The 26,401-nt window shown below is 44.6% G+C and carries 22 protein-coding genes; 15 read left to right on the top strand and 7 right to left on the bottom strand.

From position 1 onward, the window contains the following. The first annotated feature begins 17 nt into the window (after nucleotides 1-17). From PN836_RS11005 to PN836_RS11030, 6 genes are all read left to right on the top strand, one after another. Nucleotides 18-1,025: a fumarylacetoacetate hydrolase family protein gene (locus PN836_RS11005; protein ID WP_395338279.1), complete on the top strand. Its 1,008-nt coding sequence runs from the start codon at nucleotides 18-20 to the stop codon at nucleotides 1,023-1,025. Between the two features lie 33 nt (nucleotides 1,026-1,058). Next, entirely contained in the window at nucleotides 1,059-2,180 is a 1,122-nt protein-coding gene (locus PN836_RS11010; RefSeq protein ID WP_395338281.1) for a DUF2855 family protein, read from the top strand. 222 nt (nucleotides 2,181-2,402) lie between these two features. Further along, nucleotides 2,403-2,570, top strand: a complete 168-nt coding sequence (locus PN836_RS11015) for a hypothetical protein (RefSeq protein WP_395345606.1) — start codon at nucleotides 2,403-2,405, stop codon at nucleotides 2,568-2,570. Next, a complete protein-coding gene (locus PN836_RS11020; RefSeq protein WP_395338283.1) occupies nucleotides 2,567-3,796 on the top strand; it encodes a sensor histidine kinase in 1,230 nt (409 codons plus the stop codon). Before PN836_RS11015 ends, PN836_RS11020 begins: the two co-directional genes overlap by 4 nt. Nucleotides 3,797-3,815: 19 nt before the next feature. Further along, nucleotides 3,816-4,442: a response regulator transcription factor gene (locus PN836_RS11025; protein ID WP_395338285.1), complete on the top strand. Its 627-nt coding sequence runs from the start codon at nucleotides 3,816-3,818 to the stop codon at nucleotides 4,440-4,442. 40 nt (nucleotides 4,443-4,482) lie between these two features. Then, nucleotides 4,483-5,670 (top strand): tetratricopeptide repeat protein, encoded by a 1,188-nt coding sequence (locus PN836_RS11030; RefSeq protein ID WP_395338287.1) that lies wholly within the window; start codon nucleotides 4,483-4,485, stop codon nucleotides 5,668-5,670. Nucleotides 5,671-5,685: 15 nt separating this feature from the next. Here the strand turns inward: PN836_RS11030 and PN836_RS11035 are convergent, their stop codons facing one another. After that, on the bottom strand, nucleotides 5,686-6,171 hold the full coding sequence (locus PN836_RS11035) for an RES family NAD+ phosphorylase (RefSeq protein ID WP_395338289.1): 486 nt from the start codon (nucleotides 6,169-6,171) through the stop codon (nucleotides 5,686-5,688). 7 nt (nucleotides 6,172-6,178) lie between these two features. After that, complete coding sequence (locus PN836_RS11040) at nucleotides 6,179-6,616, bottom strand: antitoxin Xre/MbcA/ParS toxin-binding domain-containing protein (protein ID WP_395338290.1); 438 nt, start codon at nucleotides 6,614-6,616, stop codon at nucleotides 6,179-6,181. A gap of 651 nt (nucleotides 6,617-7,267) precedes the next feature. On the opposite strand from PN836_RS11040, the gene PN836_RS11045 reads away from it, so the two are divergent. After that, nucleotides 7,268-7,567, top strand: a complete 300-nt coding sequence (locus PN836_RS11045; protein WP_395338292.1) for a hypothetical protein — start codon at nucleotides 7,268-7,270, stop codon at nucleotides 7,565-7,567. Between the two features lie 421 nt (nucleotides 7,568-7,988). Next, entirely contained in the window at nucleotides 7,989-9,989 is a 2,001-nt protein-coding gene (locus PN836_RS11050) for an alpha/beta hydrolase family protein (protein ID WP_395338294.1), read from the top strand. An 85-nt stretch (nucleotides 9,990-10,074) separates the two neighbouring features. On the opposite strand, the gene PN836_RS11055 is transcribed toward PN836_RS11050, so the two are convergent. After that, nucleotides 10,075-12,816 carry a M16 family metallopeptidase gene (locus PN836_RS11055; RefSeq protein ID WP_395338296.1) on the bottom strand — a complete coding sequence of 914 codons (2,742 nt, stop codon included), beginning with the start codon at nucleotides 12,814-12,816 and terminating at the stop codon, nucleotides 10,075-10,077. Between the two features lie 321 nt (nucleotides 12,817-13,137). Between PN836_RS11055 and PN836_RS11060 the strand changes: the two genes are divergently transcribed. The 3 genes from PN836_RS11060 (at nucleotide 13,138) to PN836_RS11070 (ending at nucleotide 15,598) form a co-directional block, all read left to right on the top strand. Beyond that, nucleotides 13,138-13,887, top strand: coding sequence for an FkbM family methyltransferase (locus tag PN836_RS11060; protein ID WP_395338298.1), 750 nt, complete (start codon nucleotides 13,138-13,140; stop codon nucleotides 13,885-13,887). 11 nt (nucleotides 13,888-13,898) lie between these two features. Then, complete coding sequence (locus PN836_RS11065; RefSeq protein WP_395338299.1) at nucleotides 13,899-14,744, top strand: sulfotransferase; 846 nt, start codon at nucleotides 13,899-13,901, stop codon at nucleotides 14,742-14,744. A 137-nt stretch (nucleotides 14,745-14,881) separates the two neighbouring features. Further along, nucleotides 14,882-15,598: a hypothetical protein gene (locus PN836_RS11070; protein ID WP_395338301.1), complete on the top strand. Its 717-nt coding sequence runs from the start codon at nucleotides 14,882-14,884 to the stop codon at nucleotides 15,596-15,598. Here the strand turns inward: PN836_RS11070 and PN836_RS11075 are convergent. Further along, nucleotides 15,530-16,402, bottom strand: a complete 873-nt coding sequence (locus PN836_RS11075; protein WP_395338303.1) for a sugar phosphate isomerase/epimerase family protein — start codon at nucleotides 16,400-16,402, stop codon at nucleotides 15,530-15,532. The two genes, PN836_RS11070 and PN836_RS11075, sit on opposite strands and share 69 nt — an antisense overlap. A gap of 205 nt (nucleotides 16,403-16,607) precedes the next feature. On the opposite strand from PN836_RS11075, the gene PN836_RS11080 reads away from it, so the two are divergent. From PN836_RS11080 to PN836_RS11090, 3 genes are read left to right on the top strand one after another with little or no spacing between them, the layout of a single operon-like run. Then, a complete protein-coding gene (locus tag PN836_RS11080) occupies nucleotides 16,608-17,702 on the top strand; it encodes an efflux RND transporter periplasmic adaptor subunit (protein WP_395338305.1) in 1,095 nt (364 codons plus the stop codon). After that, entirely contained in the window at nucleotides 17,699-20,890 is a 3,192-nt protein-coding gene (locus PN836_RS11085; protein WP_395338307.1) for an efflux RND transporter permease subunit, read from the top strand. The genes PN836_RS11080 and PN836_RS11085 overlap by 4 nt, the downstream gene beginning before the upstream one ends. A gap of 19 nt (nucleotides 20,891-20,909) precedes the next feature. Next, complete coding sequence (locus PN836_RS11090) at nucleotides 20,910-21,221, top strand: cupin domain-containing protein (protein WP_395338309.1); 312 nt, start codon at nucleotides 20,910-20,912, stop codon at nucleotides 21,219-21,221. Nucleotides 21,222-21,283: 62 nt separating this feature from the next. Here the strand turns inward: PN836_RS11090 and PN836_RS11095 are convergent, their stop codons facing one another. Beyond that, a complete protein-coding gene (locus tag PN836_RS11095) occupies nucleotides 21,284-22,279 on the bottom strand; it encodes a S41 family peptidase (RefSeq protein WP_395338310.1) in 996 nt (331 codons plus the stop codon). A 405-nt stretch (nucleotides 22,280-22,684) separates the two neighbouring features. On the opposite strand from PN836_RS11095, the gene ggt reads away from it, so the two are divergent. Continuing rightward, nucleotides 22,685-24,262, top strand: coding sequence for a gamma-glutamyltransferase (gene ggt / locus PN836_RS11100; protein WP_395345609.1), 1,578 nt, complete (start codon nucleotides 22,685-22,687; stop codon nucleotides 24,260-24,262). Here the strand turns inward: ggt and PN836_RS11105 are convergent. Both PN836_RS11105 and PN836_RS11110 read right to left on the bottom strand, forming a co-directional pair. After that, nucleotides 24,249-24,950, bottom strand: a complete 702-nt coding sequence (locus PN836_RS11105) for a 2OG-Fe(II) oxygenase (RefSeq protein WP_395338312.1) — start codon at nucleotides 24,948-24,950, stop codon at nucleotides 24,249-24,251. The genes ggt and PN836_RS11105 overlap by 14 nt on opposite strands. A gap of 103 nt (nucleotides 24,951-25,053) precedes the next feature. Beyond that, nucleotides 25,054-26,400 carry a DUF2252 family protein gene (locus tag PN836_RS11110; protein ID WP_395338314.1) on the bottom strand — a complete coding sequence of 449 codons (1,347 nt, stop codon included), beginning with the start codon at nucleotides 26,398-26,400 and terminating at the stop codon, nucleotides 25,054-25,056. Between the last annotated feature and the right edge of the window lies 1 nt (nucleotide 26,401).

A 26,401-nucleotide genomic window follows, 5' to 3' on the forward strand; every position in this document is an offset into this window, starting at 1 on the left:
ACAGGAAAATATACAAGATGAAACTAGCTAGCCTCAAACACGGCCGAGACGGTCAACTTGTGATCGTAAACAACACGTTAACGCAAATGGTCTCTGCCGAAGATGTCGCCCCGACTTTACAATACGCCTTGGATAATTGGGATAGCGTTTCAAGCGCGCTATGTGAACGGTATCAGCAATTAGAAAGTGGCAACATTGAATCAAAAGCCTTTGATCAAAGTAAATGTGCATCACCACTACCTCGTGCCTTTCAATGGGCCGACGGCAGCGCTTACGTCAATCACGTTGAACTGGTTCGTAAAGCGCGAGGCGCCGAAATGCCAGACACATTCTGGACAGATCCACTGATGTATCAAGGCGGCTCCGACAGTTTCCTCGGACCACGCGAAAATATCATTATGCCGCAAGATGAAGGCTTCGGTGTGGACTTTGAAGCTGAGGTGGCTGTGATTACGGGTGATGTTCCTATGGGGGTTAGCGCAGATGAAGCCCTTAAGCATGTTCGCTTGGTTATGATCATGAACGACGTTTCCTTGCGCGGACTCATCCCCGGTGAACTAGCAAAAGGATTCGGGTTCTTTCAGTCTAAGCCGTCCAGCGCATTTAGCCCTGTAGCTGTGAGCCCAGACCTTTTAGGGGATAAATGGCAAAATGGAAAGCTTCATTTGCCTCTGGTATCTCATCTTAATGGTGAAAAATTCGGTGAGCCGCATGCGGGCATTGATATGACATTTAATTTTGGTCAGCTGATTGCGCATGCGGCTCGCACACGCCCGCTGTCGGCCGGCAGCATCATCGGCTCAGGTACAGTATCAAACAAGCTTAACGATGGTCCTGGCAAACCAGTAGCACAAGGCGGTGTTGGCTACAGCTGCATTGCTGAAATTCGGATGATTGAAACCATCCAAAATGGAAAACCTAGTACGCCTTTTATGAAGTTTGGTGATAAGGTGAACATTGAAATGTTTGACGATAAAGGCCTGTCGATTTTCGGTCAGATTGCACAAACCCTAGAACAGCAGTAATTTCACCTTAAACATGTAAGCAAAGGATAGATAATGCAGATTACTCAAATTCAGGTTAGAAAGAACAATTTAGACGATGTAGAAACTACAACGCTTGAGTTTGAGCCAAACGATTTGTCGGACGGTGAAATTGTTTTAGCCACCCAAAGCTTTGGATTTTCCGCTAATAACATCACTTACGCTGCATTGGGAGAAGGCATGGGCTATTGGGGCTTTTTCCCTGCTAGCAAAGACCCAAGCGCTTGGGGCGTTGTTCCCGTGTGGGGTTTTGCACAAGTAACACATTCAAATCACGATCAAATTGCAGTGGGAGAGAAGGTATTTGGATATTTGCCGATGGCAAGCCACTTGATTGTGCGCCCAGGTAAAATAGGTGAATACGGATTTTCAGACACCCATCCACAGCGAAAAAGCATCAGCCCTGTATACGACAGCTATCTGTATTGCAAAAAAGATCCCGGGTATAACGCTCAAAGAGAGTCATGGCAATTAAACTTTCGCCCTTTGTTCATGACCTCCTTCGTTTTAGATGAATTTGTTGCACAATACCTTTCACAAAACGGCCAGCAAGATATAGAACGTGATAGCAAAGCCATTCTACTTAGTAGCGCCTCTAGCAAAACGGCACTGGGCACTGCCTTCCTCTTGCAAGCTAACCGTCAAGAGCGACCAGTGCAATATCAAATTATTGGGCTTACGTCTCCAAATAATGTTGAGTTTACAAAAGGCCTTGGCTGCTATGATCTTGTGTATAGCTATGATCAATTAACATCTCTGCCAAATGCCAAGTCTTGGCTATTGGATTTTGCCGCAAATGGAAGCTTGATTGCGGGTTTGCAATCCAAACTCGGCGAAAATTTGGAAAAAGTCACACTCATTGGCGCGACGGATTGGAAAGCCCAAGTTAAACCAAACAAAAAAGCGCTAGATGCTGAAATTTTCTTTGCCCCCCATTGGGTAAAAGAACTAAATCAAAGCTGGGGACAAGCCACTTTCTTACAAAAATACGCGGCTGCTTGGGCAAATGTTGCCGGCAAGCTCGAAGACCAAATGCATGAAACGCAAATAAATGGTGTTGATAGTATTATCTCCCTTTACAAAGAGACGCTAGAAGGAAGGGCTGATACTAAAGCGCTAAACGTGGTGTCTTTTTAATGTTATCCATCCAACCGTTGTAGCCAACACCAAAGAAGAAATAGCTTGGGGAGCTGCCTTAGCGCCCTAACTGCAAGTAAAGCAAGCGCTTTCATGACAATTGTCATGCAAAACTAGTGACACTTGTGCATTATTTTTTGAGTGAAGCCTCGCCACTATAACACTTCAAATGACCCACAATTTGAAATAGGCGTTGGCTTTGTTTATGCCACTTGGTCGGCTATGGGGATTGCGCTAGTAAGCGCTTCATCAGTTATATTTTTCAAACAAAGCTATGATTTTTATGCGGTTACGGGCATATTATTGATTGTGAGCGGCACCTTAGTTATCTCGTTCAAATCAAGCGCAGTCTTACAGTGTTATGGCAATATGAACAGGGGTCTTCAGTGATAAAGTCCATATTAAGCCAGTTAAATCATAGTCAGCAGGCTATGCCTAGGCTAGGTGATGGGGAGCGAAGAAAATGGTCCTACACGCCGTTGCTGTTCACCATTTTTTACTTTGCTCCTGTATTCTTCGCGCCCTCTTATGATTTGACAGCGGTCGCGGTGATATCTGCGCTGTATGTGCTGTTTCTGTGCCTGTATCTATGGACGCTTAGCGCCAAAAATCCCATTTTGGGGCTGGTACTGCTGTTTGGCGTGATCAGTGCAAGCATCGTGCTCAATCCAGGCGGCTTTACCCTCTATGGTTATTGTGTATTTGTGATGGCTTTTTATTTCGAAAGACGTCAGGCGTTTATGGGCGTTTTAGTATTACTGGCGGTTGCGATTGTTTTGCAATTTATGTATTGGCAAGGAGCATGGATTTTGTTTGCTCAATGCTTGTTAGTATCTGCAGGTTTATTCGGATTTGGCATGATGGAGCGCAAAGAAACCTTGCATCGCGCCGCGCAGCTTCAGTCAAAAGAAGAAATCCAACAGCTAAGTAAAATAGCGGAGCGCGAGCGAATTGGTCGTGACCTGCATGATGTAGCAGGTCATGCACTCTCAACTATTTCAGTAAAAGCCCAGCTAGCGGCAAAGTTGCTAGATGCCAAACAGCTCGACAAAGCACAAAAAGAAGTGCGCGAACTCGCAGAAATCTCAAAAGACTTATTGTCTGAAATACGACAAACCGTCAGCGGTATTAAACAGCTAACGTTTAGCGAAGAGCTGGAAAAAATCATCCAAGTTGCAAGAGAGCGCAACATTGAGGTGATAAGAAATTTTGCGCCCGATGTCATGCAGCAAATTAGAGGCTTATCTGCTTTTGTGCAAAACCAACTTTCATTGGTATGTATGGAGGCAATGACAAACGTTTCACGTCACAGTAATGCTAGTCGTGTTCAAATATCGCTGCGTGTCTTGCCGGCGCCTGAGCCTTCATCATCCACAACACAATTTTTAATGATGTCGATTGCAGATAATGGCCTTGCGCATAATGCTTCATATCGCGCAGAGTCGAGCGCTGATAACAATGCACCGTGTTCGTCGGGAAATGGCTTGAAAGGAATAAGGGAACGAGTCAAATCAATGCAGGGTGAGGTTGACTTTGTGTCAGAGCAAGGCTTTACCGTAAAAGTGCGAATTCCAATTGAATACAGTCGGGAACAAGTCCCAGTGTCAACGAAATGAGCAGAGGTAAACAGCTACTATGATCACTATTATGTTAGTCGAAGACCAAGCACTTTTGCGCGATGCCATGAATACCTTGCTAGGTCTTGAAACTGACTTAGAAGTTGTTTTTAAGTGCGAGGACGGTGACCAAGCGAAACAGTTTATTGAGAATGAGTGTCTCACCGAACAATCCGTGCCGCTTCCAGACATCATTTTAAGTGACATTGAAATGCCCAATTTAAGTGGCCTGGGTTTAGCACAATGGGTGAGTGAGCGCGGTATAGCTAGCAAATTTGTCATTATGACCACGTTTGCGAAACCGGGTTACGTTCAGCGAGCATTGTCTTATGGTGCCCAAGGATTTATTTTAAAAGAAGCGAGTAGCGACTATTTAGTCAATAGCATTCGCCAAATTGCCAGCGGAAAACGGATTATCGATCCAGAGCTTGCACTAATGGCCCTTGGAGAGACAGACCCACTTAGTGAAAAAGAGCGGAAGGCGCTTGCATTAGTCAGTGAAGGCATGAAAACTCAAGATATAGCCGACAAGTTGTTTTTATCTACCGGTACCGTGCGGAACTATTTGTCTGAAGCTATCTCAAAATTACAGGCAAGTAACCGTATTGATGCTGCCCGAATCGCGAAGCAAAAAGGCTGGTTGTAGCAATAATCACGGACATTATGAGGTAGACCTGGGCATAATAATGGCAAATGTATTAAGACTCAATGAGACAATCAAGGGCCTTGTGCTTATCGTTTCTTGTGTTCTGCTATTTGCATGCGCTCACACAAAACAGCCTGCAGTCACAGATCCTTCTGTCGTGTTTGATGACTCTGTATTTCCTAACGCTTCTGACATTGATGTTGAAAGCTACAACGAAATCTTTTTCTTGCATGATGAAGCAAAAGCCTTTGTTGATGATGCAATCAATGGCTTGGAAGATGATGAAGCGCAAGTTTATGCCTTGGTAACAGGCATATTCGACCATGCTAATTTTTCACTTTTATATGATGCGAGCGCGAATACCACCGCATCTCAAACCTTTGACAATAAAACCGCAAATTGTCTTTCTTTAACCATAATGGCCTACTCCATGAGCCAACACGCAAAATTACGTGCCGTGTTTCAAGATGTTGTGATTCCCGAGTTTTGGACGCGCGAACAAGGTATAAAGGTGCTAAATGGACACGTCAATTTATTGGTGAGACCGGCGAAAGGTCCAGATGAAATCGCTTGGAATGAACCCAACCTAACCGTCGATTTTGACCCACACCAAAACTTAGATATGTTTAGAAAAATTGAGCTGTCGAAAGCGCAGGTGGTCGCGATGTTTTACAGCAATGTTGCCGCAAACCATATTGTCAACAAACGCTACGACCATGCATATGCTTATCTCAAACAAGCGCTATTAGAAGACCCTAACTACACTGGTGCATACGTGAATTTAGGCTTTATTTATAAACGAATGCACAGACTTGATCTGGCTGAAAAGGCATATTTGGCCGCGGTGAACCTGAATGAAAGCTATTTGACCGGATGGGACAATCTGATTGCGCTTTATCGGGAAACTGACAGAGATATACAAGCCGATGAACTTAAATCAAAGTTAATCAAGCAACGTTTGAGCAATCCCTACTATCACATCATGCTAGCGGAAGCAGCACTTGAAAAAGATGAGCTGCAAAAGAGCATTCAGCACTATCAAGACGCAATTAAACTCGACGACTCTCGTCATCACTTTTATTTTGGCATTGCCAAGGTCTATCAGCAACTGGGCAATATAAAGATGGCAAAGCGCAATTTGATTTTGGCAAAGCGAAATACAGATAGTAAGCGCTTGCTAACTGAATACTCGTCAATGCTTGATAGACTTAGCGATACCTACGATTAATTGGGTATGATTTTTTTAGACTCGGCTATTTGATATATCCGACTTAATAAATCGCTGATATCGGCTGTCATAACGATAAGGGTGTTTTTCGATGAGGCTAATTCGCATTGCCGAGTGATGCAGTGGATTAATAATGTAATTGTATTCGTGAGGGATTATCGCGGAGGGGACGCGCATATATCCATAGTGACCTTTTTGCAAAAACGCGGTTCCAATGTCTTGGGTGTCGGTTTGATTTCCCGCATTGGTTGTATCCCAATTTAGGGGCAATTCTGCCGAAGTATATTGGTCAAATGGCAGGTCATCTGGAATATGTACCGTTACCATCATCAAATCTGGAAGATCAATGGATTCTTCGTGCACAAAGCGTTCTAACACCGCAAGAGAGCGAGAACTTGCCGTATACAATACCGGTTGCCCTTCAGTATGCCAGCGTCCATCACCATAAAGCCCACCTAAACCCTCCAAACCGCAGTATTTTTTTACTGCGAGTCTAAACACTTCCACCTTATGCAGTCATGCCGTGTTGAAGTTTAATAATAGTATGCTTCACTAATTCCATGCCAGTGAAGGTTGAGCACATCTCAAGCGGCGTTTTGTCACCCAACGATATGTTAGGCCGTGAGAACCAAATCTGAGCCTTTTCTTGACTCCCAAAATAGGCAATGGCGTCTTCAAATACTTTAATAACCCTCAACGCTCGCTCGGATGCGTCTTTATTAAGACGCTGCACTTCACTGCCATCTTTTTTAACGACTCTAAGCTGAGCAATTCTGCGGGTGCTTAAATTTAAAAGCTGGGCAAGTTCTTCTCGATCTATTTTGAGCAATGACAAAATGTTGTCTACAGAGTCTGCCGGAAGACCAGAATTAATCAAATCCTCAAATGAGGCCACCTTAGGCGGGGCTTGATTGGTTAGCAGTGAGTACTCTTTTGCCAGTAACATGGACACCTCTATTCGTTGTATAACGATTGTAGTATAGAGCACTATCGCGAAAATGGAAATATTGCTTTATTATTTAAGCAAAATTTCAGTTGAGAATCGTTTCAAAAAATCGCTAGCAATCTTGGCATTGTCGGCTCTTTCTTGTTTCCATGCTTTTTCTAGCGCTTGCTTTGATAAGTTTTATGCCTTCTTTCCTCTAAAACAAATTGACTTTCCGTAGAGTCGAGATAGATGTGAAGTCCCTCGTTAATGCTATATGAAGGACAAGGTAAATACTTTTTAATTAGATAAACCGCCCCTTACAAAAATACACTGTTACTGTAAATAGTAGGTGAGAGTAACTTTTCAGCGTCATAATCACTACTCTAGTTATCTAATATTAAGGCGCTCAAGTTGGCTTCAGTTTTCCAGATGCACGCTGTTCAAGTGCTATTATCAGCACGAGTAAGCGGTCCATAATATCTTGTTTAAAACCTTATTTGTCTTAGGATAGGCGCTTTATAGGCATCTTTTACACCTGCCAAATTTGATATTTATAGATTGTTCAAAAGCACAATGGAATTGTTGTTTGGTCGCTCTTATTGACTCTTGTTGCTGAGTAAAATGTTTAGTTAGCCCTATACCATTGCACAGCTGACAAGGAATTGACTTATGAATATTATTGCCTCGTTGCAATTGTGCAGCGATAAAAAGGAATTTAAAATGAAATATTCAAACATTGAAATATTGGATAACGAAGCAATATCAGCCGTATGTGGTGGAAGCCGCTTGAGAACAAATCGACAGATGGCTTCGCTTTCAAACGATCAATACTATGGCAGTGCGCTCGCAGGAGCAGCTTTTTTTGCTGGAGTGCTTTTAGTGCCCGGTATAGGGACGGTAGTTGCCCTTACAGCTTTTAGTGCGTCTCTCATATCAAGTGGAATCGCGATCAACGCTGGTACAAATTAATTATGCAAGTTCGAACAGACAAAAACGCAATAAGACCTTTAGTAAAATCATTCGCTTACAATCTACTAGTAGCGGTGATTGTTTCGGTCACATTATTTATAATTGGAATCTTAGAAAAAAGTGACCTGCTAGTTTCGACGGTTACTATATACGCAGTCTTATTGGTAAGTTCTTTGCTACAAAGAAAGCTAGACGAATAGCCCGCCGCTTTGCGCGGGCAAACCTTCTTAAAGCGCGTGAATGTTATCCAGAAATAATTAATTGTAGATGTAATTTGTGGCGGCAGAATCATTTTTCGCGTCATGTTTTTGCTTGCTCGTTGATTATGGTATTTGGTATCATTCAGACGCTAGCACGGAGCTGGCAAGTCTATCCAAGCGATAGATTCAGTTTTAGATATAGATCACATGGAAGGCGTAGTATGAGATCAATTCCAACAACCTATCTTTTTTTAGTGCTGGCTGCACTTATTCTCCCAAATACCCAAAGCTTGGCATCAAAACCCACACCGGCAGATTTTGCCGCGGCAAATCAATATTTAGATGTCCAAATTTCACCTGATGCTAAAAAGCTGAGTTTTCGCATGCAAGTAAACGAGCGATGGCGATTAGCGGTACTTGACTTGGAAACGTTTAAAACAGTTGGCGGTGCCAATTTAGGTGGTCAGCTTTCGGTCGGTAACTACTATTGGGCTAGCGATGAACGCATTGTGATTGAAATTGTAAATCATGAGCCATGGCTAGATGAGCCAGCTTTTTACGGCGAGTTATTCGCTGTCAATTATGACGGTAGTAACCGTGAACTTATTTTTGGCTTTCGTGCGGGTGAACAGCAAACCGGCTCTCGAATGCGCAAAAAAGAAGCGGTGAGAGCGTGGGCAGAAGTGTTGCACACGCTACCTGACGACGAAGATCATATACTGATCTCGTCTAAACCTTGGAGCAGCAGCCGCGGTGCCCTTGCAAACGTTCACAAACTAAATATTCATACCGGCATGCTTCAAAAACGAGAGCTTCGCTCGCCAATTCCTTACGAAAGCTTTGTCACCTCTTCAAGCGGGGAAATACTGTTTGTATCTGGAAAAGACGAAGAGGATAATTCTCGCATTTTCTCCTTCAAAGATGATGAATGGATTGAGCTCACAGAGAATGTAGGCGCTAGTTTTAGACCCCTTGTGACCAATGACGACGATACAAAACTGTATTTTATCGATCGCAATAACAGCGATAAAAGGGGGTTATTTTCCCTATCACTCGACACTAAGGAAAACAGTGACGACGCGGCTTCTACCGACTTAGATACTAGCTCCATCAGAGAAATATATACCGATGATGTAGTGGATATTACAGACATCACTTTAAGCAGCGACGGATCGTCAGCATATGCCATTCGAGTTGATAATGGCTATCCTGCATACATGATGTTTAATGCAAAAAGCGAAGAAGCGCAGATTTACAAGAGTATGCTGGCAACTTTTCCTGGCTCTAAAGTAACCATTACAAGTCGTTCTCGCGACGGGAATCTAATGGTGGTATATGTTAGCAGCGATATCACTCCCGGATCGTATTATTTATATGATCGTAAAAACAACAAGCTTGAAATGCTGTTTGGCAATATGTCGCATATACAACAAGCTCATCTGTCTGAATCTCGCCCTTTTACATTTGACGCCTCTGACGGTATGGAAATTCATGGTTACATTACTTATCCCGTAAGTATGAAAGAAGGTGACAAGGTTCCTCTCGTCACATTGGTGCATGGTGGTCCGCATGGCCCCAGAGATTGGTGGCGATTTGATCGACAAGTTCAAATGCTAGCGAATGAAGGCTATGCCGTTGTCCAAGTCAACTTTAGAGGTTCCGGCGGATACGGCCTCAATTACATGCAGGCTGGTTACGGCGAATGGGGCAGGCGGATTCAACAAGATATCATTGAGGGAACCGAATTCGTAATATCTCAAGGACAAATTGACACTGAACGCATGTGTATCATGGGAGGCAGTTTTGGAGGTTATTCTGCGGTGATGTCTGCAACCCTTGAGCCTGATATGTTTAAATGTGTTGTTGCCAACGCCGGCGTGTATGACCTGGAGCTGATGTATTCGGATGGTGATATCAAAGACTTGTTATACGGTAAGAATTACTTAAAACGAGCTATTGGTAACGATGAGTCCCTGTTAAAAACGTTTTCTCCCGTTAATCACGTTCAGAAATTGAAAGCTCCCGTATTAATTGCGCATGGCGCGAAGGACAGACGCGTGCCCGTTGAACACGCAGAAGCGTTGAGGGATGCGCTTGATACACATAACAAACCCTATCAATGGTTTGTGAAGCCAGCCGAAACACATGGATTTTATGATGTCGGTAATCGCACCGAGTACTACAACGAAGTGGCAAGCTTTTTAGGAAAGCACTTAAACTAAGTCTTTTATTAAGGCTATGGTAATAAAAAAAGGTGGAATAATACTATCCCACCTTTTTACTATTCACTATTGCGTTTGAACGCACTTACAAGTCTTGCATACTCCTAACGGAAACCGGACCTACACCAGCATCCTCAACTTGCTCTTTGATAACGCTCGCATCGCCAATAATCATCCAAGTGAGTTTTTCGGGGTGAACTACCTGCTCGGCGGCTTGTTCCAAGTCAGTAGTAGACAAGCCACGATATTTTTCAGGCAAGCTTTCCGGATAGTTAAGCGGGCGCTCAAAGCGATTGCTTGATAGCAAACTAGACAACACAGCAGATGAGGTTTCAAATTGCCCAGGCAAGGAGCGCACTCTATCGAGCACAACACGATTAAGCTCTTCAGCACTTGGCGGTACGTCTCCTTTGTATGCATTTAATTCTTTTACTAGCTCTTTGAGAGAATCACCGGTTTTATCCGTTTGCACCGGCGCATACACCATGAATGGACGTTGACCCTTAGCCTCTTGTAAGAAAGTGTAGGCACCGTATGCCCAACCCTTATCTTCACGCAGATTCATATTTACTCGGGCAGTAAATGCGCCGCCAAGTGTTTCATTCATTGCATCAATCGCAATATTGTTGTTTACCCCGGTGGGTGGCGCAACATGCGCTGCTAGTATAAGCGACTGAGACGAGCCTGGGCGGTCAATAATGATGGTTTGTCCTTGCTCAGGCAAAGCCACCTCTGCAATGACTTTATTTTGCTTTTCGCCTGAGGCCTTCCACTTTCCAAATTCAGCCTCTAGCAGTGGTTTGATTTCTGACATTGAGGTATCACCCACCACAAAAATAGTACCGTTGTCAGGACGCATCCATTGCTGTTTAAAAGCGAGCATATCTTCACGCGTGATTTGTGCAACTGACTCAGCGCTCCCTGTTCCCGTAAACGGAATACCGTAGGCGTGGTCTTCTCCGTAAATAATTGGCGGCAATGCGGTGAGCGCTATCGCGACCGGCTGAGCTTGCTGCTGAGCGATATTGGTTAATATCAGTTTGCGCTGGCGCTCTATTTCTTCGCTATCGAAAGTAGGTTTAAGTAAAACGTCACCCATCAATTCTAGCGAGTCTTGCATATTCTCTTTAAGCATTGACATACGAACTGTAGTGGTGTCTAAGTTGCTGCCCGCTGACAAATCTGCTCCTAAGCGTTCAAGCTCGCCAGCAAGCTCAAGTGCATCGTATTTGCCAGCACCCTCATCAAGCATTGCAGCAGTGAAATTTGCTGTACCTAGTTTGTTCCCTTTATCTGCCGCGTAACCAGCATCAAACTGTATCGCCACGTTAACCACGGGAATGGTGGAGCGTTTAGCTAAATTAACGGTCATGCCATTAGATAATTTCGATTGCTCAATTTCTGGAAACACCAATTGAGTTTCACCGGCAACATCGGGTAAACCAGTTGTCCGGTCAACGCCTTCATCTGCTTGTGTGTATTCAGGGAATGGTTCTACCGTGATTTGATGCCAGCCATCGCTAAGCCATTGGCGAGAGGCATTTAGCACATCCTTGCTTTTTACGTTTTCGAGGCGATTGAGCTCTGTCTTGAAGAATCCAGGATTGCCAGCAAGAAGTTCTCCTTGAGCAAGAGTTTGTGCTTTACCGCCAAAACCGCCTACTTCTTCAAGTTGACGAATGATGCTAGCTTTTGTTTTAGTGGATACTAGCTCTACCTCACTTTTTGTCGGGCCTCGTTTTAAAAACTCAGCCATTACTTTGTCGAGCTCTTGCTCAACAGTCGCAACATCCACGCCATCGGCAACGTCAACTACCAGACCAAAAATAGAGGCCATTTGAAGCTCTAAATTAAACACCGATGCACTCGTCGCAATTTGTTGCTCGTATACAAGCTCTTTGTATAAACGAGAGTTTTTACCATCGCCTAATACACTGGCCGCAACTAATAAATCGGTAGAGACTTTACTGGTATCTTCAGGTGCCACCCAAACGCGATAAATGCGCGTATTTGGCACTTTGTCCTGCATCAATTCGCGCGTATTCACCTCTCGTTTTGGCACCCAAGCTTCCCATTTTGTTAAGGCTGGGCCTGATGCAATATCGCCAAAATATTTTTCAACCAAAGGCCGAGCTTCTTGTGCGTTCACATCGCCGCTTAATACTAAAATTGCATTTGCCGCGCCGTAGTATTGCTTAAACCAAGCTTCTACATCTTCTAATGAAGCAGCATTCAAATCATCCATTGAACCAATGGTTGTGTGAGAGTATGGATGGCTCGGTGGGAATATAGCAGGGATGATATGCTCAAATACCTTACCGTAAGGTTGGTCTTCGCCCTGACGCTTTTCGTTTTGTACCACTCCTCGCTGTTCATCCAACTTCTCTTGAGTGATTGCACCAACAAAGTGCCCCATTCGATCTGACTCCATCCACAGTATTCTGTCCAGCGCTGGTGTTGGAACAGTTTGGAAGTAATTGGTACGGTCAAAAAAAGTCGTGCCGTTTAAGCCCGTTGCACCTACTTCTTGCAAAGGTTTGAACCACTCATCATCATAGTTTTCACTGCCGTTAAACATCAAGTGTTCGAACAAATGGGCAAAGCCAGTTTTGCCTTTAGGTTCATCTTTTGAGCCGACTTTGTACCAAACGGCAACGGCAACCACGGGGGCTTTTCTGTCTTCATGCACAACAACTGTTAAGCCATTATCAAGTGTGAATTTTTCAAACGGAATATCTATTTCTTGGGCATGCAGGCTTAGTACACTAGATAAACCTAGCAGAAGTGCGAGGGATATATCTCGCTTAAAACGGCTTAAGTATTTCATTATTTCCTCATATCGTGACGTCGGTATTGCCGCTATCGCGCACTGAACTCAAACACTGCAAGCAAGCGCAAAATGTTGAGCTATTTAGGCAACAGGCAAGGCTTCGATGAATAGTTTATCTGCAATACAGACTAGTGCGCATTATTTTGTAAAAAATTTCTGTAAAGAAATGTTTCATGTTCCTCGTTATGTCGCTTTTATTCGTGTTTGAGCAACTTTCTATGCATAGAAGCAGTAGAGTACATGTAGTACGCTTGAATTTTCATCATGCGCAGCTGCTTGTTAAGCGTTTGAGTGAGTCTGTCACATGGGTTTTAGTAAATGAGTTTAAAAACAAAAATTGGTTGGATAATTTCAAAGTCGCTGTATGAATGGAATCCGATAAAAACCAAGCGAAAGTTGAAGTTTTATTCTCAATTCATAGGCAAAAACGACTTGTGCTTCGATGTTGGCGCGCATCTGGGCGACCGTTCAAAAACCTGGTTAACACTTGGCGCAAAAGTCGTTGCAGTGGAACCCCAACCAGCCTTCGTTAAATACCTAACGAACACCTTTGGAAGCACTGGAGAATTTTCACTTGAAACCTGTGCATTAGGGCAGCATGAAGGCAGCGCAGAGCTGGCAATCAGTCATTTGTTCCCCACACTATCAACGCTTGCAGGTGTAGAATGGGAGGCTGAGTTGAAACGCGCTTCTAGCCTGCCTATTTCCTTTGATGAAAACATTGAAGTGAGGGTATCAACGCTCGACAGACTGATTGCAAAGCATGGCATGCCCAAATTTTGCAAAATTGATGTGGAAGGCTTTGAATATGATGTTCTGTTGGGGTTGACTAGCCCTATTCCCTATGTATCTTTTGAAGTATTAAGCTGCAGTTTAAGCAGAGCCCAACAGTGTCTTGATAGGTTAAGTGCACTTGGCTACAAGGAATTTAATTGGTCGTACAAAGAAAACTTTACCCTGCAAGATTCAAGGTGGCGCTCGGCTCAACAAGTGCTGGAAGATATCCGTCAATATCCCGAAAAGCTATTTTCGGGTGATATCTACTGCTACTGCAACAAAGCCGAGTAAGGGCTAGTTGAATGTTTGAAAACACCGACAATCGCCTACTGCCTGCTTTTCTCATTATCGGGGGGATAAAATGTTCGAGCTCTTCATTTTATCGATACATCTGTGAACATCCTAAGGTGCTTCCTTGTCGAGAAAAAGAACCCGGTTTTTTTTCGTTTCACACATTGCCGCGCCTTCAAGCAGGATTCGAGGATTACTGCAAACTGTTCCCAAAACAAGATGAAGTTGGCGAGTTACAGTTCAATTGGGCAGACTTAGATGCGAAAGACGTGGTTAGCCAAGAGATATTTGCGAAAAATAAACAAAACGGTATAGATTACATAAGCTGCGAAGCGACAGCGAGTACTTACTTTAAGGCTAGACCTGGCGCCGTCAAGACCGTGTTACCCGATGCCAAATTGATTATGTTAGTTCGAAACCCAAGCGCTCGTTTCATATCTCACTACCGAATGTTGCAGCGATTTTGCCAAGAAGGTCGCAATATTGCCCCCGTGCCTGAACTAAGCGTTTTTGTAGACGATGAAATAAGGCGCTTTCGCAAGCAAGAAAACACACGCATCCTCCATCAAGGTTTATATGTAAGTTTTTTACGAAAGTGGAAGGCGGTATTTGGCAAAGAGCGATTGTTGGTTCTCAGGTCGGAATTATTCAATAAACCCGACTCAGCGCAACAGCAAATGTCGCAAGTCACCCATTTTTTGAATATTGCCGAACACGACTTTAAAGACGTTCTTAAACAAAAGTTTAACCAGGCAAAACCCTATTCACCCGAGCAAGCTGTTGTTGAAAAACTTGATGAATTTTACGCGAGGGCCAATGCGCAACTTAAGCAGGAGTTTGATGTTGCACTCGCATGAAATTACCTACTTCGCTTATCGTTTTACGAATCTCATGCATCATCCTATGGCCGTGCGGAATAATGCTTGAATTTGGCATTTAGGTGGTTGATATTGACCGCATCAATCAGGTTTACTTTTGCACGCCGTTACTTTTCATGAAAATTCGCAATACACCTCGTTTTTGGACACTTCTTCATAAGTGGATAGGCATCGTTATCGGTATTCAACTTCTATTGTGGATTGCTGGTGGTTTATATATGAGTGCAGTGCCACTCAATTGGGTGCACGGAACGCCGCTGTTGAATAATACTACGCTAAATCAGGTAAGACCTCCTAGCGGATATCCTATCAGTATCAATGTCTCTGACTATCAGTCTATTGAATGGGTGAGTCGTTTAGGCAAGCCGGTACTAAAGACCACTGACTCATTTGGCGTCGATGCTTTTTTTGAACCGCAGCAAAGCGCACGATCATTTGCTTTGGTACCACTTCCACTTGTCAGCGAGCGAGAAATAAGAGCACAATCTATACAACGCTATGCAGGATCCGGAAGTCTCGTCAGCGTATCTTTATTAGATTCACCACCTCCTGAAGCTTCGGGTATTACTGAACCTGTCTATCGTGTCAATTTTGATGATTGGATAAACACCTCTTTTTACATGCACCGCTATACGGGAGAAGTGTTAAAAGTACGAAGCGACCTATGGCGCTTATTCGACATCTTTTGGATGCTTCACATCATGGATTATGAAAGCCGCGAAGACTTCAACAACCCCTTGCTCATTTTAAGCGCGGTTATAGCACTATTTTTTACCGTAACCGGAATGATGCTGGTCTTTTTTTGGCTTAAGCGAGGCAGGCAAAGCCATTAGTATGCGTTCGCGCATATACAGGTTTGTATCCCACTGAGAAACAACAGGGGCGTTAGTAAACGGTAATGACGGCATATAAGGCACCGGCCCAAACTCAGGTGTAATGGTAAAGTACTCATCACCTCTTGCGTGTGCCATCTCTAGAATCCTTAGCCACCACTTAATATGTGCCTCTAGAGCCTGAACATGTTCTGGGGCGTGAGGATGGCTTACCTGAGGTGATTGAGCAAATCCTACTCTCGCGTGAATATGATGGATGCTAGGAATAATAGTAGCTATGTTGTGTGCTTGATCCTCCAACAGCGTCTCGGCAACACAGCAAAAATGACTAAAATCAGCGGTTTGCTTAATATTAGGGCGGGCTTTCACAAAGTTTGCGGTAAGGTGCGCTGCAAAATTAAATCGGCTGCGATGAGTTTCATGGTAAATCGGCAGCGCATGTTCTACTGAAAGCGCCTCGAGTTTATCGATGATCGCTAGATTTTCTGCCTCACTAAAAAAATCCCGCCCAGTGTGGCTATTAATAAATCGCGGCCTAACTGGTACAAAGTCTTCGATTCTTTGTGAGAGCGCGTCGATATGTGCAGAAAATTCAGCCTCGTTGGTCTCACAATGCTGAAGAATAATGTCAAGTCCATAGTCCCTTGCAATCTTGGCATACTCGGCTCGCTGACTACGGGTAAAGTCTGAAGTTGGTAGATGCATCTCTATGCCGTCAAAGCCCGCCCGCTTTGTATTATTAGCAAATGAAGCAAAGGGAACTTCCTCGTGCCCCCAAAGAGGCATAAAAAATAAAATTTGCATTCAGAAACCTAGTTCCTAAGAAAAAATGGATATCACGCCGCCATATCATTAAATGATATCGTAATGACTTGTGCTATTTCACTGCTAAAATAAAGAAACACTACGTGAAGTGTAAATAACGCAAAAACCATATAGCGCTTGCATTGGTAATAATGTTTCATGCACTAGATTATTACCCTATTAGGGAAACTTCGGCGGATATCTGATGAAACAGGCTTTTTTTAACTATCGCATTGTCACCTTTTGCTTATTGTGGTGCTGCGCAATTCTCTGTGGCCGTGCGCTCGCGCAAAACGCGCCAGTGCAAGTCGATGTTATATATCCGGAACAACAAACTCACTTTCGAGCTATCAATCTCACAGGCTCAGTGGAAGCAAAACAGCATGCTCAATTGTCAACACTGGAGGCAGGGCTTGTATCAAGTTTGGTAGTTGAAGTGGGTGATAGAGTAGAACGCGGACAAACACTGCTTACACTTGATAGCGAGCTTGCCGACCTAGCGCTTGATGCTGCTCAGGCCAGCCTTGAAGCCGCAAAAGTGAATCTTGCCGAAGCCCAGCGTTTGTATAATGAGGTGCTAGCTCTATCAGAACAGCAAGTGGTCGCTCAAACCTTGATTGCCGAGCGAGCAGCATTTCTTGCCAGCGCACAAGCGTCCCTGGCGCAGGAACAAGCGAATTTTAAATTGCAACAAGCCTTAGTTGACAGACACACTCTCACTGCCCCTTTTGCTGGCGTAATTGCTATGCGCAATGTGGATATGGGTGAATGGGTGACGCAGCAAACGCAAGTGTTTGAACTGGTGAACACCAGCGACTTACGACTAAGTATATCTGTGCCTCAAGAGTACTATGGATACTTAAGTCGAGCCGAAAATCTAGAGGTAGCAGTAAGGCCCGATGCAACTGGGCAGAGCATAAATGCTAAGGTAGATCGTATCGTTCCGGTCACTAGTGCAAACAGCCGTGCCTTTATTGCACAAGTAGATTTGCCAAGCGATAAGGGGCTGATTGCGGGGATGTCATCACGCGCTAGCATCAATATTCCAAATTCACAGAGTAGCTCGGTTTTATTGCCTCGCTCTGCTGTAAAGCAACATCCTGATGGCGGTAGTAGTGTATTCATTGCCGAAAACGGAAAAGCGGTGCGCATTGTTACGCCATATCAAAATATGCCAAACGGCATGATCTCTATTGCGAATCAGGACACCGGGAAAGCATATATTGTGTCTGGCGTAGAACTCTTGAAAGACGGTGATGCGGTAATGCCTAACGAAGTCCAAATAGGTCTTAACTTATGATTGAGTCAACCGTTAAACGCGGTATTTTAGTTACCGTTGTGGTCCTTATACTCAGTATTTTAGGGGTCGTATCCGCCCTCAACATTCCGGTACAGATGATCCCTGATTTGGAAGTGCGGACCATTACCGTGCAAACAGGCTGGCCAGGTGCAACCCCGCAAGATATTGAAAAAGAGATACTGATTGAACAAGAGCGTTATTTAAGAAGCCTACCTAACCTAAAGCGCATGATTTCGTCAGCAGAAATGAGTTCTGCGCGTATTGAACTTGAATTTCCATTTGGGGTGGACGTGAACGAAGCACTTATTCGGGTAAGTAATGCCTTGAGCCAAGTGCCTGCATATCCTGAAAATGTTGACCAACCGCGGCTCTTTTCAAGCTCCTTCTCATCCAACGCTTTTATGTTCTTTGGACTGTCTCCTCTGCCGGGTAATCCAATGAATCTTGACGTGGACATGCTGCGGGATTTTGCAGACGACTTTATTCGTCCGCGCATGGAAAGTGTTGAAGGAATATCTCAAGTTGACGTGCGTGGCGGCTCGCCTCGTCAAATTCAGATAAAGGTGGACGCAGCAAAACTGGCCCAGCGCGGGATAAGCTTATTACAGGTAAGAGACGCTATTCGCTCGCGCAATCGAGACGCGTCTGCGGGCGATTTAGAAAGTGGTGAAAGTCGTTATTTACTTAGAGTAGTGGGGCGATTTTCTCAACTCGAAGGGCTAAAAAATCTTATTGTTGAGCAAAACGGTAATGCTGTAACCTATTTAAAAGATATTGCTGAGATAGGGCTTGACCACTTTGAGACTCGCGGTATAGCGTTTTCAGATGGGCAGCGCAATTTGACGATGTCGGTAAGGCGCGAAAGCGGTTCAAACGTCATTGCAATAAAAGAGCAATTATTGCCAGTGGTAGCAGAACTGAACCAAAACCTGCTGCAGCAAAACGGCCTAAATTTGCGCCTGTTTAGTGACGACGTCCAGTATGTGCAAAGTTCTCTTAAAAATGTATGGGTAAATTTGGGGCTAGGCGCGACGCTAGCTACCCTTGTCATGTTCTACTTTTTGCGCTCAGGGCGTTCTACATTAATTGGAGTTATGGGCATCCCCATTTGCACGATTGCCGCATTTTTAGCACTTATCGCCTTTGGACGCACGATTAATGTGATATCTCTGGCAGGCGTTGCCTTTGCCATCGGGATGACGGTAGATAACACCATAGTGGTGCTCGAATCAATTCTTTCGTCACGTAAAAATGGCCGCAACAAAATTGACGCCGCGGTGGAGGGTGTGAAAGAAGTCTGGCCGGCGGTGCTTGCTTCTACGGCAACCACGGTGCTGGTGTTTGCGCCCATTTTGTTTATTGAGCAAGAGGCAGGACAACTTTATTCGGATATCGCTATTGCCATTTCGGGGGCGATCATCGCCTCTATGTTGGTGGCGATATTTGTAGTGCCTGTTGCAATGGCAAACTTAAGCACATCTCAAAGTGGCAATAAATCTATCACGCTATCTACGCGCTGGCTCAAAGTAGTTGAAGTATTTTGTGCCAGTAAAAGCAAAGCCCGAGTATACGCCGCAACCTTTGTTGTATTGATTTTAGGCGGCGCGTACTTGCTGATGCCCGCTGCAGAATACTTACCTGAGGGTGAAGAACCCAAAGCCTTTTCCATTATGATTGCCCCCCCAAACTACAATTTATCTGAAATGGAAAAAGTCGGCAGCGATTTGCGTGAGTATTTTAACGACTATGTGCGCAGCGACTCAGAGGCCTTTGAGCGCGGTGAAACCAATATGCCACCCCTTGCCTATTACAACATGTCCATCTCCGTGGGGCGTATTTGGTTTTTAAGTGCGCCTGTTGAACCTAAATATATTGGCGAGATGATGGAAGCCATTACTGAAAAATTCAGAAGCTTTGAAGGGATGCGGGCATTCTCTGCTAGAGGTTCGATAATCTCTAGCAATGATGGCGGGACTCGTGCTGTTGCGGTTGATATCGCCGGCGCAAACATCAGTGATTTGTATGGCGCTGCTGAAGCAATTTATGAGGCAGCAGAAAGCACATTCGACAATCCTCAGATCAACTCAGACCCCGGCTCGTTAGTGCTTGAACAGCCCTTAATAGAAATTCGTCCCCGCTGGGAGCGATTAGCCGAGCTTGGCATCAACAATCGCGATTTTGGTTATGCCGTTGCGGCGGTTAGCGACGGAGCATTCGTAGATGAATTTATTTTAAACGACGACAAAGTCGACATCTTTTTATTCAGTGGCGCGGGCAATCAGCAAAATATTCAAGACTTAGCCTCAACCCCCATTGTCACACCGCAAGGAAACGTGCTTCCGCTAAATGCTTTAGCGGATTTAGTTGAAAGTAAAAACAGCAATACTGTGAGGCGTGTGGATGGCAACCGCACTGTAACGGTTTATATCATTCCTCCGCGCGACGTCGCGCTTGAGACAGCAGAGGCGATGGTAAGAAATGAAATGCTGCCCTCCCTTTGGCAAAGCGGAAAAATTGCTCAGGGTATAAATATTAGCATCAGCGGCGCGGCCGATCAGCTTGAGGCCACAAAAGAATCTCTTTCAAGTAACTTCGTTATTGCCATCGCGCTTTGCTATTTGCTGCTAGTGGCCATTTTTACACACTGGCGCTATCCATTGTTTATTTTAGCCACCGTGCCTTTAGGTATGGCGGGTGGCTTATTAGGCTTGATAGCAATTAATGGGCTCAACGCAGCACTCACTGCCGTCGGTTTAGGAGGGGCTCACCAGCCTTTTGATATGATTACCATGCTTGGTTTTTTGATTTTGCTAGGCACTGTAGTGAACAATCCGATTCTAATTGTGGATCAAACCAGACGGTTTGTTGAACAGGGCAAAAACGTGAAAGACGCCATTTACGACGCGGTGCAGAAACGTTTAAAACCCATTCTGATGTCCACCGCAACCACAATATTTGGCTTGGCGCCTTTGGTGTTGGTGCCTGGTGAAGGAACTGAGCTATATCGTGGCGTGGGGGTTATTGTATTGTGCGGCATATTCGTATCGACCTTTTTAAGTTTGACCTTTTTGCCGGCGCTGTTAATGGCCTTACTCAATGACAAGCAGTCCGTGCAATCCGCACGTGCCAGCGATGTTCAAGAAACTGTGAGCACCTCAAAAAGCGCAGAACAATACATAGCAAAATAGAATACAACGAGTCATTAGCATGCCTGGAAAATACCCGAAGCGAATAAAACAGTTAGAAATATTTGATGGACGCTTTGATGCTTATAAACTCAAAGCGCAAGGTGCTGATGTGCTGTTCGCTTCTTACCCTGCTGGTACATCAATAGAAGCTCACACACACGACACCGATAACTATGGCGTTCTAACCAGAGGTAAATTGCTACTAACAATGGAAGGAAAAACCTCAACATTCACTGCTGGTCAGTGGTACGCAGTGCCAGCTCACGCCGTGCACAGTGCAGAGTTTCCTGAAGAAACAGATGAGATTGAATTTTGGTTTAAGCCAGAATAGAACGTCCTTTACTCAAATTCTGGATAAAAGAGCGTGCATTAATTATTCAGACTTCGGGTTCTTCAGTCTATTCCTTGCGCGGTCAACCACTGTAATGCATCGCTTACTGTTTCTTCTGGCACGGATGCTTGATCAACCGCGACAGCTTGTCCATATCGTTGTTGCTCTCTATCAGCCATTACCGAAACGGTTAAAAACAACTGGCTCCCGTCACTTAGGGTGAATACTTGATTAGCAGTAGATAGGCCGCATGAATCACTTCCAAAAATTCTCACATTGACCTGTTTTTTAAACGATATGAGGGTTGCCTCGCCAGAGCTTGCAATTGTTTCGCTGCTTAACACGGCTATTTTGGGTAATGGATTAATTAATGTATATGGCGCACTGACCGTCACCACATCGCTTCGCCCTGAATCACTGCTCAAAAATGCAGAGCCACTGTCGTAACCCCAGAGGGTAATGACCTCATCTGGATCAATAAAGTGCCCCAAGGTATTTGTGGCACCTTCGAAAAGCGGACCGAGGCCTGCGACCATAGGCCACATATTACCACCGGCATTGTTACGTAAATCGACGATCCAGCCGGTAATATCTTGATTATCCTCACTCGCAATTCGATTTTGAATGGCGGTGGCTTCAGCGCGCGCTTCACTATTGTCTCGAGTACTAATTGCGTCAACTCTGATATAAGCGATACCAAGCGGTAGTTCAGGGCGTTCTAAAGGCTGTGGCGGTGGACAAAAAATGTCTGAGGGATAGGTGATCAAAGTGCCATCGGGACCATTTAAAAAAGAATGATTTGTGCCAATAAGTTCAAGCGCACGCGTAATCGCAGGATAGGTCTGACTAATAGATTCGGCACCATCTGCAAGCGCAAGCACTTCGGATCGAATACCGTCCCAATTAAGCTCTTTACGCGTAAGTGCATTGTTCTGCATGATTGAAAGGATTTCGGCCACATAAGCTTGCGCTTCGACTTCACCCGGATTTGGCGCTTGTGGAGGCTCAGGTTGAGGATTATTATCGCTTCCTCCCCCGCCGCACGACGTTATAGACATCGCCACTGTTAGGCATAAAAACAAAGCGCTTAGCTGCTTCAAGATTTTTGTCATCATTTGCTTATAATTGAGTCTGTTTCAGTAAGCATTATAACGAGCCGACACAAAAATACACCTTAGAGCAAAAATGACGATGTGCATTGCACTTGAAGACTTGCTCTGGTATCTGAAACTAGTTTATAGCACACTAAGTTATACGCGCTCACGCTAACTCGTCAAACATCGAAACTATCGCGAGTTATACTGGAAAGGATTGATATAGTGGCAAGTACCCTACGTACAGCTGTGATAAGCATTTTTACCGCATTTTTTGTTCTTAGTGCATGTTCTCACTTAGCCCATAACGCAGATTCAGATGCATCAGCCATAAAAGCAGATGCAGCGCTTTCTCAACAAGCCGTAGCGATGCCCGACACCTTTGCCGCAGCGGTTGCAATGGATATTTTGAATCAGGGCGGAAACGCCATTGATGCGGCAATTGCAGCGCAGTTTTCGCTTGCAGTCACTTTACCAGAAGCTGGCAATATCGGTGGCGGTGGCTTTATGCTGATTCATTATGGGAATGACAACAGCTTCGTCGACTACCGCGAGACGGCACCTATGCTCGCGCATCGCGATATGTATTTGGATGAAAATGGCAACGTTAAGCGCATGGAGTCGCTGTTTGGCATTTTAGCATCCGGCGTGCCCGGAAGTGTGTCGGGCATGTGGGAAGCGCATAAAAAATATGGCTCATTGCCATGGGAAACGCTAGTCGCGCCTTCCGTTAAACTTGCTCGTGAGGGCTTCATCGTCCCTGACAAGCTGGCACGAAATGTTAAACGATACTTAAATCGTATTGAACAGCGCAATCTTGACGTGAATTTTGCTGATTACTTTGCTTCAATTGAAGCCGGTGAACGCTTTGTTCAAGTAGAGCTGGCAGACACGCTTGAGCGCATTCAAACCCAAGGTTTAGCTGGTTTTTATGAGGGCGAAACGGCCGAGCTAATTCAACGCTTTATGCAGAAGCACGGCGGCTTAATTAGTAAAACAGACTTAGCCAATTATGAAGCGAAATGGCGAGAGCCCATCATTTCAAACTGGCGAGAATATCAGTTGGTTAGCGCTGCGCCGCCAAGCTCAGGCGGCATTGCCGTGTCTCAATGGCTGCGCATGTACGATATTGTAAAAGCGCGAGAAAACGCCGATTTTGCACACAACAGTGCACAGTATGTTCATGTGTTAGCAGAAATTGGTAAGCGAGTATTTGCTGACAGGGCGGAGTACTTAGGGGACCCAGACTTTTTTGAAGTGCCTAAAGCACCACTGCTTGATCACAACTATTTAGTATCGCGCACCGAAAACATCCAACTTGACAGTATTTCTAACACCGATTCTATAAAGCCCGGGTTAGGTGAAAGTGAACAAACCACGCACTTTTCCATTGTTGATAAATTCGGTAATGCCGTATCTAACACCACTACGATCAATCTGGGTTTTGGAAGCGGCATGGTAGTGGAGGGCGCGGGTTTTCTGCTTAACGATGAAATGGATGACTTTAGCGCAAAAGCCGGGGTCCCTAATTATTTCGGCGCCATTGGCGGTGTTGCAAATGAAATTCAGCCAAACAAGCGTATGCTCAGTTCCATGACACCGACGATATTGCTAAAAGATAACGTGCTGAAGATGGTTACCGGCTCACCCGGGGGAACCACTATTCTATCTTCAGTATACCTGAGCGTGCTTAATGCGATTGAATTTGATTTACCGATTCAACAAGTGGTTGATGCTCCGCGCTTTCACCATCAATTGCTGCCAGAGAATGAAATTCGCTATCACGAAGGGCTTGATAGCGATGTAGTAAATACGCTTGAAAGTATGGGCTATAGCACACGCACAAGTCGATTCGGGGATTTACATGTAATTGTAAAACGTAATGGCAAGCTAGAAGCCGCATCAGAAACGAACGGACGCGGCCAAGCTATCGTTAGCTCGCAGTAAACCAACCTGTTATCGCAAGTCTTGGGTTTTTGGCAAATGGTGCAACATAACTCACCGCGTGAGGATGGGTGACATCAAATAGCGCGATGGAATTAAATATGGGCACCCATGTATCTTTTGGATTGCCATCGTCGTGGTAAAACTGTAGCAGGCCGCCCCAATCTGGATGCCACTTAGGAGTAAAATTTAGCACGTAGGCTACCCGTCTGTTTTCATGCTCATTGACATCGTTGTGGCGGGTTAAAAAATGCCCCGGATAGTAGCGCGTAGCTTGCGCATTCGCGCCAGTAATATCCTCATGTCCGGTCATGGCTTTGATACCATTTAAAAGCTCAGCGGAATTTAGCCAAGTGAGCACTTGTTGCGATAAAGATAGGTCGCTTGGATTTTGATGCAGTTGACACTTTGCATACAAGAATCCAACTCCGTCTGACGCTTGCTTATAGATTGCTTTAGTGAGCGCCTGCTGTTTTTCTGAACCTAAAGCTTCCAACTCTTTAGTCGACATGGCCTTAAAGTTTCCATCCTCAACGAAGGCATTTTTATACGATAAGTCTTGGTGGATATGTTGGGCTATATCGCCCGCAGTTTTTGGCATAAACACGTCAAATAAGCGAAGACGTTTGTCTTGACCATATTGTTCTGAATAGTCTGCGAAATTATGTAGGGGGTTAAGCTCTAGGTTCATTGGAGTTATGGATTCTCATATAAGACCTTTTGCGCGTGTTCTCGACAAAAGACATCATTGGTTCAGTTAAGTGAGTGCACATTAGCGCAACATGGCTTAAAGCTCAAACATGCTCTTGACGACAAAGCCACATCCAGTCATTCATGACCTGCTGCGCATAGGAGCTTGCAAGACTGATGAGTTGGCTTCGCCCTTCTTGCGAAGCGGGCATCATGGCTTGCTCATAATCCATTGAACGTCTGTCACCTCTGCAGTGCGCTCTGGCAAGCTCCTGCCCACACGCGGCTGCATAAACACCGAAACCGCCTTGCTTCACATTTATGTCACCTATGCCTATGTGCTCAGGGTCAATACCGACCTTGGCATGATGCCGTGAACGCACCAGCCAATGTTGTTTCTGATAATAAGCCTCATCTAACACGTAGTCTTGTTTTCGTTGCATGCGTCTTTGACATTTGATGGTCAGATGAGCGGGATTAAGTTGGTTTTGATGGTGTAGGTTTTTAAAGTAGTGAATAGGTGCCGCCTCTCGTTGCTGCTTAATTTCTACAACATGACAAAGGCTTAAATCAGCTTCACATGTGGCCTTTTCTGGCCCAATAAGCACATAATACCTATCCATATTTATTGAACCTGTGCCCGATTGTTTTCGCATCACCACATCCAGAATATGGTCGAAAAAGTACGGGCTAAATGCGTTTTTTATCTCATCAGCATCGAATCCAGTGCGACAGTACTTGTCGACCCCTTGCTTAAACCGAAGTGGAAACGCATATACATCCACAGCTTTTGCAAGAGAACTTTTGCTTAGAAAATGCTCTCCTCCAATATGAATTTTCTTTGCCTTTTTATATCGTTTTTGTAAGGCAGAGGGCAGCGCAAAGCTATCAAAACATTGATCTAAAAAATGCGCCTTATTAGATTTTCTATTAAGGCCTTGTTCCAGCACCTCAGTATACGCATCTAGAAATGCGTTCATCGCATTTTTTACTTGTTCATTTGTGATAAGCGCCTTTCCTTCATATTTGCAAGGCTCTGAATTTTCCGGCTTTGATTTGGACCTGCTACATACAAGGGGCTCGCAGTGTGATTTCACAAGACACAAACTGCTCAAAAAACGCAGTAAATCCCACTGCGCCATACCAATGCAAGCATCATCAAAATCATTTAGCGAAAATACTAATTGTTCACCGAAGGACCCTTCTTCACTGAAAAAGCCAAAGTTACTGGTGTGGCAATCTCCCATAATGGTGGTAAGTGGCACCTTATCAAAGGCATTACTACTGGGCAGAAATCCACTTGCAAGATCAGCATAAAAAATTTGGGCGCTGCCTCTGAAAAAGACAAAGGGACTAGAGCACATCTTCAAATGCTTAGGATTGCCTTTGCCCGCCTCACACCCGTCGACGCGTTTAAGCGCTGTATTGATAAAATCGGCTCTTTTGTTCATC

Source organism: Ningiella algicola, from assembly GCF_028401415.2.
GTDB lineage: Bacteria > Pseudomonadota > Gammaproteobacteria > Enterobacterales > Alteromonadaceae > Glaciecola.

What these genes read in the sequence shown, in the direction of transcription:
- PN836_RS11005 (WP_395338279.1), top strand. Translation starts at nt 18, where the DNA reads ATGAAACTAGCTAGCCTCAAACACGGCCGAGACGGTCAACTTGTGATC.
- PN836_RS11010 (WP_395338281.1), top strand. Translation starts at nt 1,059, where the DNA reads ATGCAGATTACTCAAATTCAGGTTAGAAAGAACAATTTAGACGATGTA.
- PN836_RS11015 (WP_395345606.1), top strand. Translation starts at nt 2,403, where the DNA reads ATGGGGATTGCGCTAGTAAGCGCTTCATCAGTTATATTTTTCAAACAA.
- PN836_RS11025 (WP_395338285.1), top strand. Translation starts at nt 3,816, where the DNA reads ATGATCACTATTATGTTAGTCGAAGACCAAGCACTTTTGCGCGATGCC.
- PN836_RS11030 (WP_395338287.1), top strand. Translation starts at nt 4,483, where the DNA reads ATGGCAAATGTATTAAGACTCAATGAGACAATCAAGGGCCTTGTGCTT.
- PN836_RS11040 (WP_395338290.1), bottom strand. Translation starts at nt 6,616, where the DNA reads ATGTTACTGGCAAAAGAGTACTCACTGCTAACCAATCAAGCCCCGCCT.
- PN836_RS11045 (WP_395338292.1), top strand. Translation starts at nt 7,268, where the DNA reads ATGAATATTATTGCCTCGTTGCAATTGTGCAGCGATAAAAAGGAATTT.
- PN836_RS11050 (WP_395338294.1), top strand. Translation starts at nt 7,989, where the DNA reads ATGAGATCAATTCCAACAACCTATCTTTTTTTAGTGCTGGCTGCACTT.
- PN836_RS11055 (WP_395338296.1), bottom strand. Translation starts at nt 12,816, where the DNA reads ATGAAATACTTAAGCCGTTTTAAGCGAGATATATCCCTCGCACTTCTG.
- PN836_RS11060 (WP_395338298.1), top strand. Translation starts at nt 13,138, where the DNA reads ATGAGTTTAAAAACAAAAATTGGTTGGATAATTTCAAAGTCGCTGTAT.
- PN836_RS11065 (WP_395338299.1), top strand. Translation starts at nt 13,899, where the DNA reads ATGTTTGAAAACACCGACAATCGCCTACTGCCTGCTTTTCTCATTATC.
- PN836_RS11070 (WP_395338301.1), top strand. Translation starts at nt 14,882, where the DNA reads ATGAAAATTCGCAATACACCTCGTTTTTGGACACTTCTTCATAAGTGG.
- PN836_RS11075 (WP_395338303.1), bottom strand. Translation starts at nt 16,402, where the DNA reads ATGCAAATTTTATTTTTTATGCCTCTTTGGGGGCACGAGGAAGTTCCC.
- PN836_RS11080 (WP_395338305.1), top strand. Translation starts at nt 16,608, where the DNA reads ATGAAACAGGCTTTTTTTAACTATCGCATTGTCACCTTTTGCTTATTG.
- PN836_RS11085 (WP_395338307.1), top strand. Translation starts at nt 17,699, where the DNA reads ATGATTGAGTCAACCGTTAAACGCGGTATTTTAGTTACCGTTGTGGTC.
- PN836_RS11090 (WP_395338309.1), top strand. Translation starts at nt 20,910, where the DNA reads ATGCCTGGAAAATACCCGAAGCGAATAAAACAGTTAGAAATATTTGAT.
- PN836_RS11095 (WP_395338310.1), bottom strand. Translation starts at nt 22,279, where the DNA reads ATGTCTATAACGTCGTGCGGCGGGGGAGGAAGCGATAATAATCCTCAA.
- ggt (WP_395345609.1), top strand. Translation starts at nt 22,685, where the DNA reads ATGCCCGACACCTTTGCCGCAGCGGTTGCAATGGATATTTTGAATCAG.
- PN836_RS11105 (WP_395338312.1), bottom strand. Translation starts at nt 24,950, where the DNA reads ATGAACCTAGAGCTTAACCCCCTACATAATTTCGCAGACTATTCAGAA.
- PN836_RS11110 (WP_395338314.1), bottom strand. Translation starts at nt 26,400, where the DNA reads ATGAACAAAAGAGCCGATTTTATCAATACAGCGCTTAAACGCGTCGAC.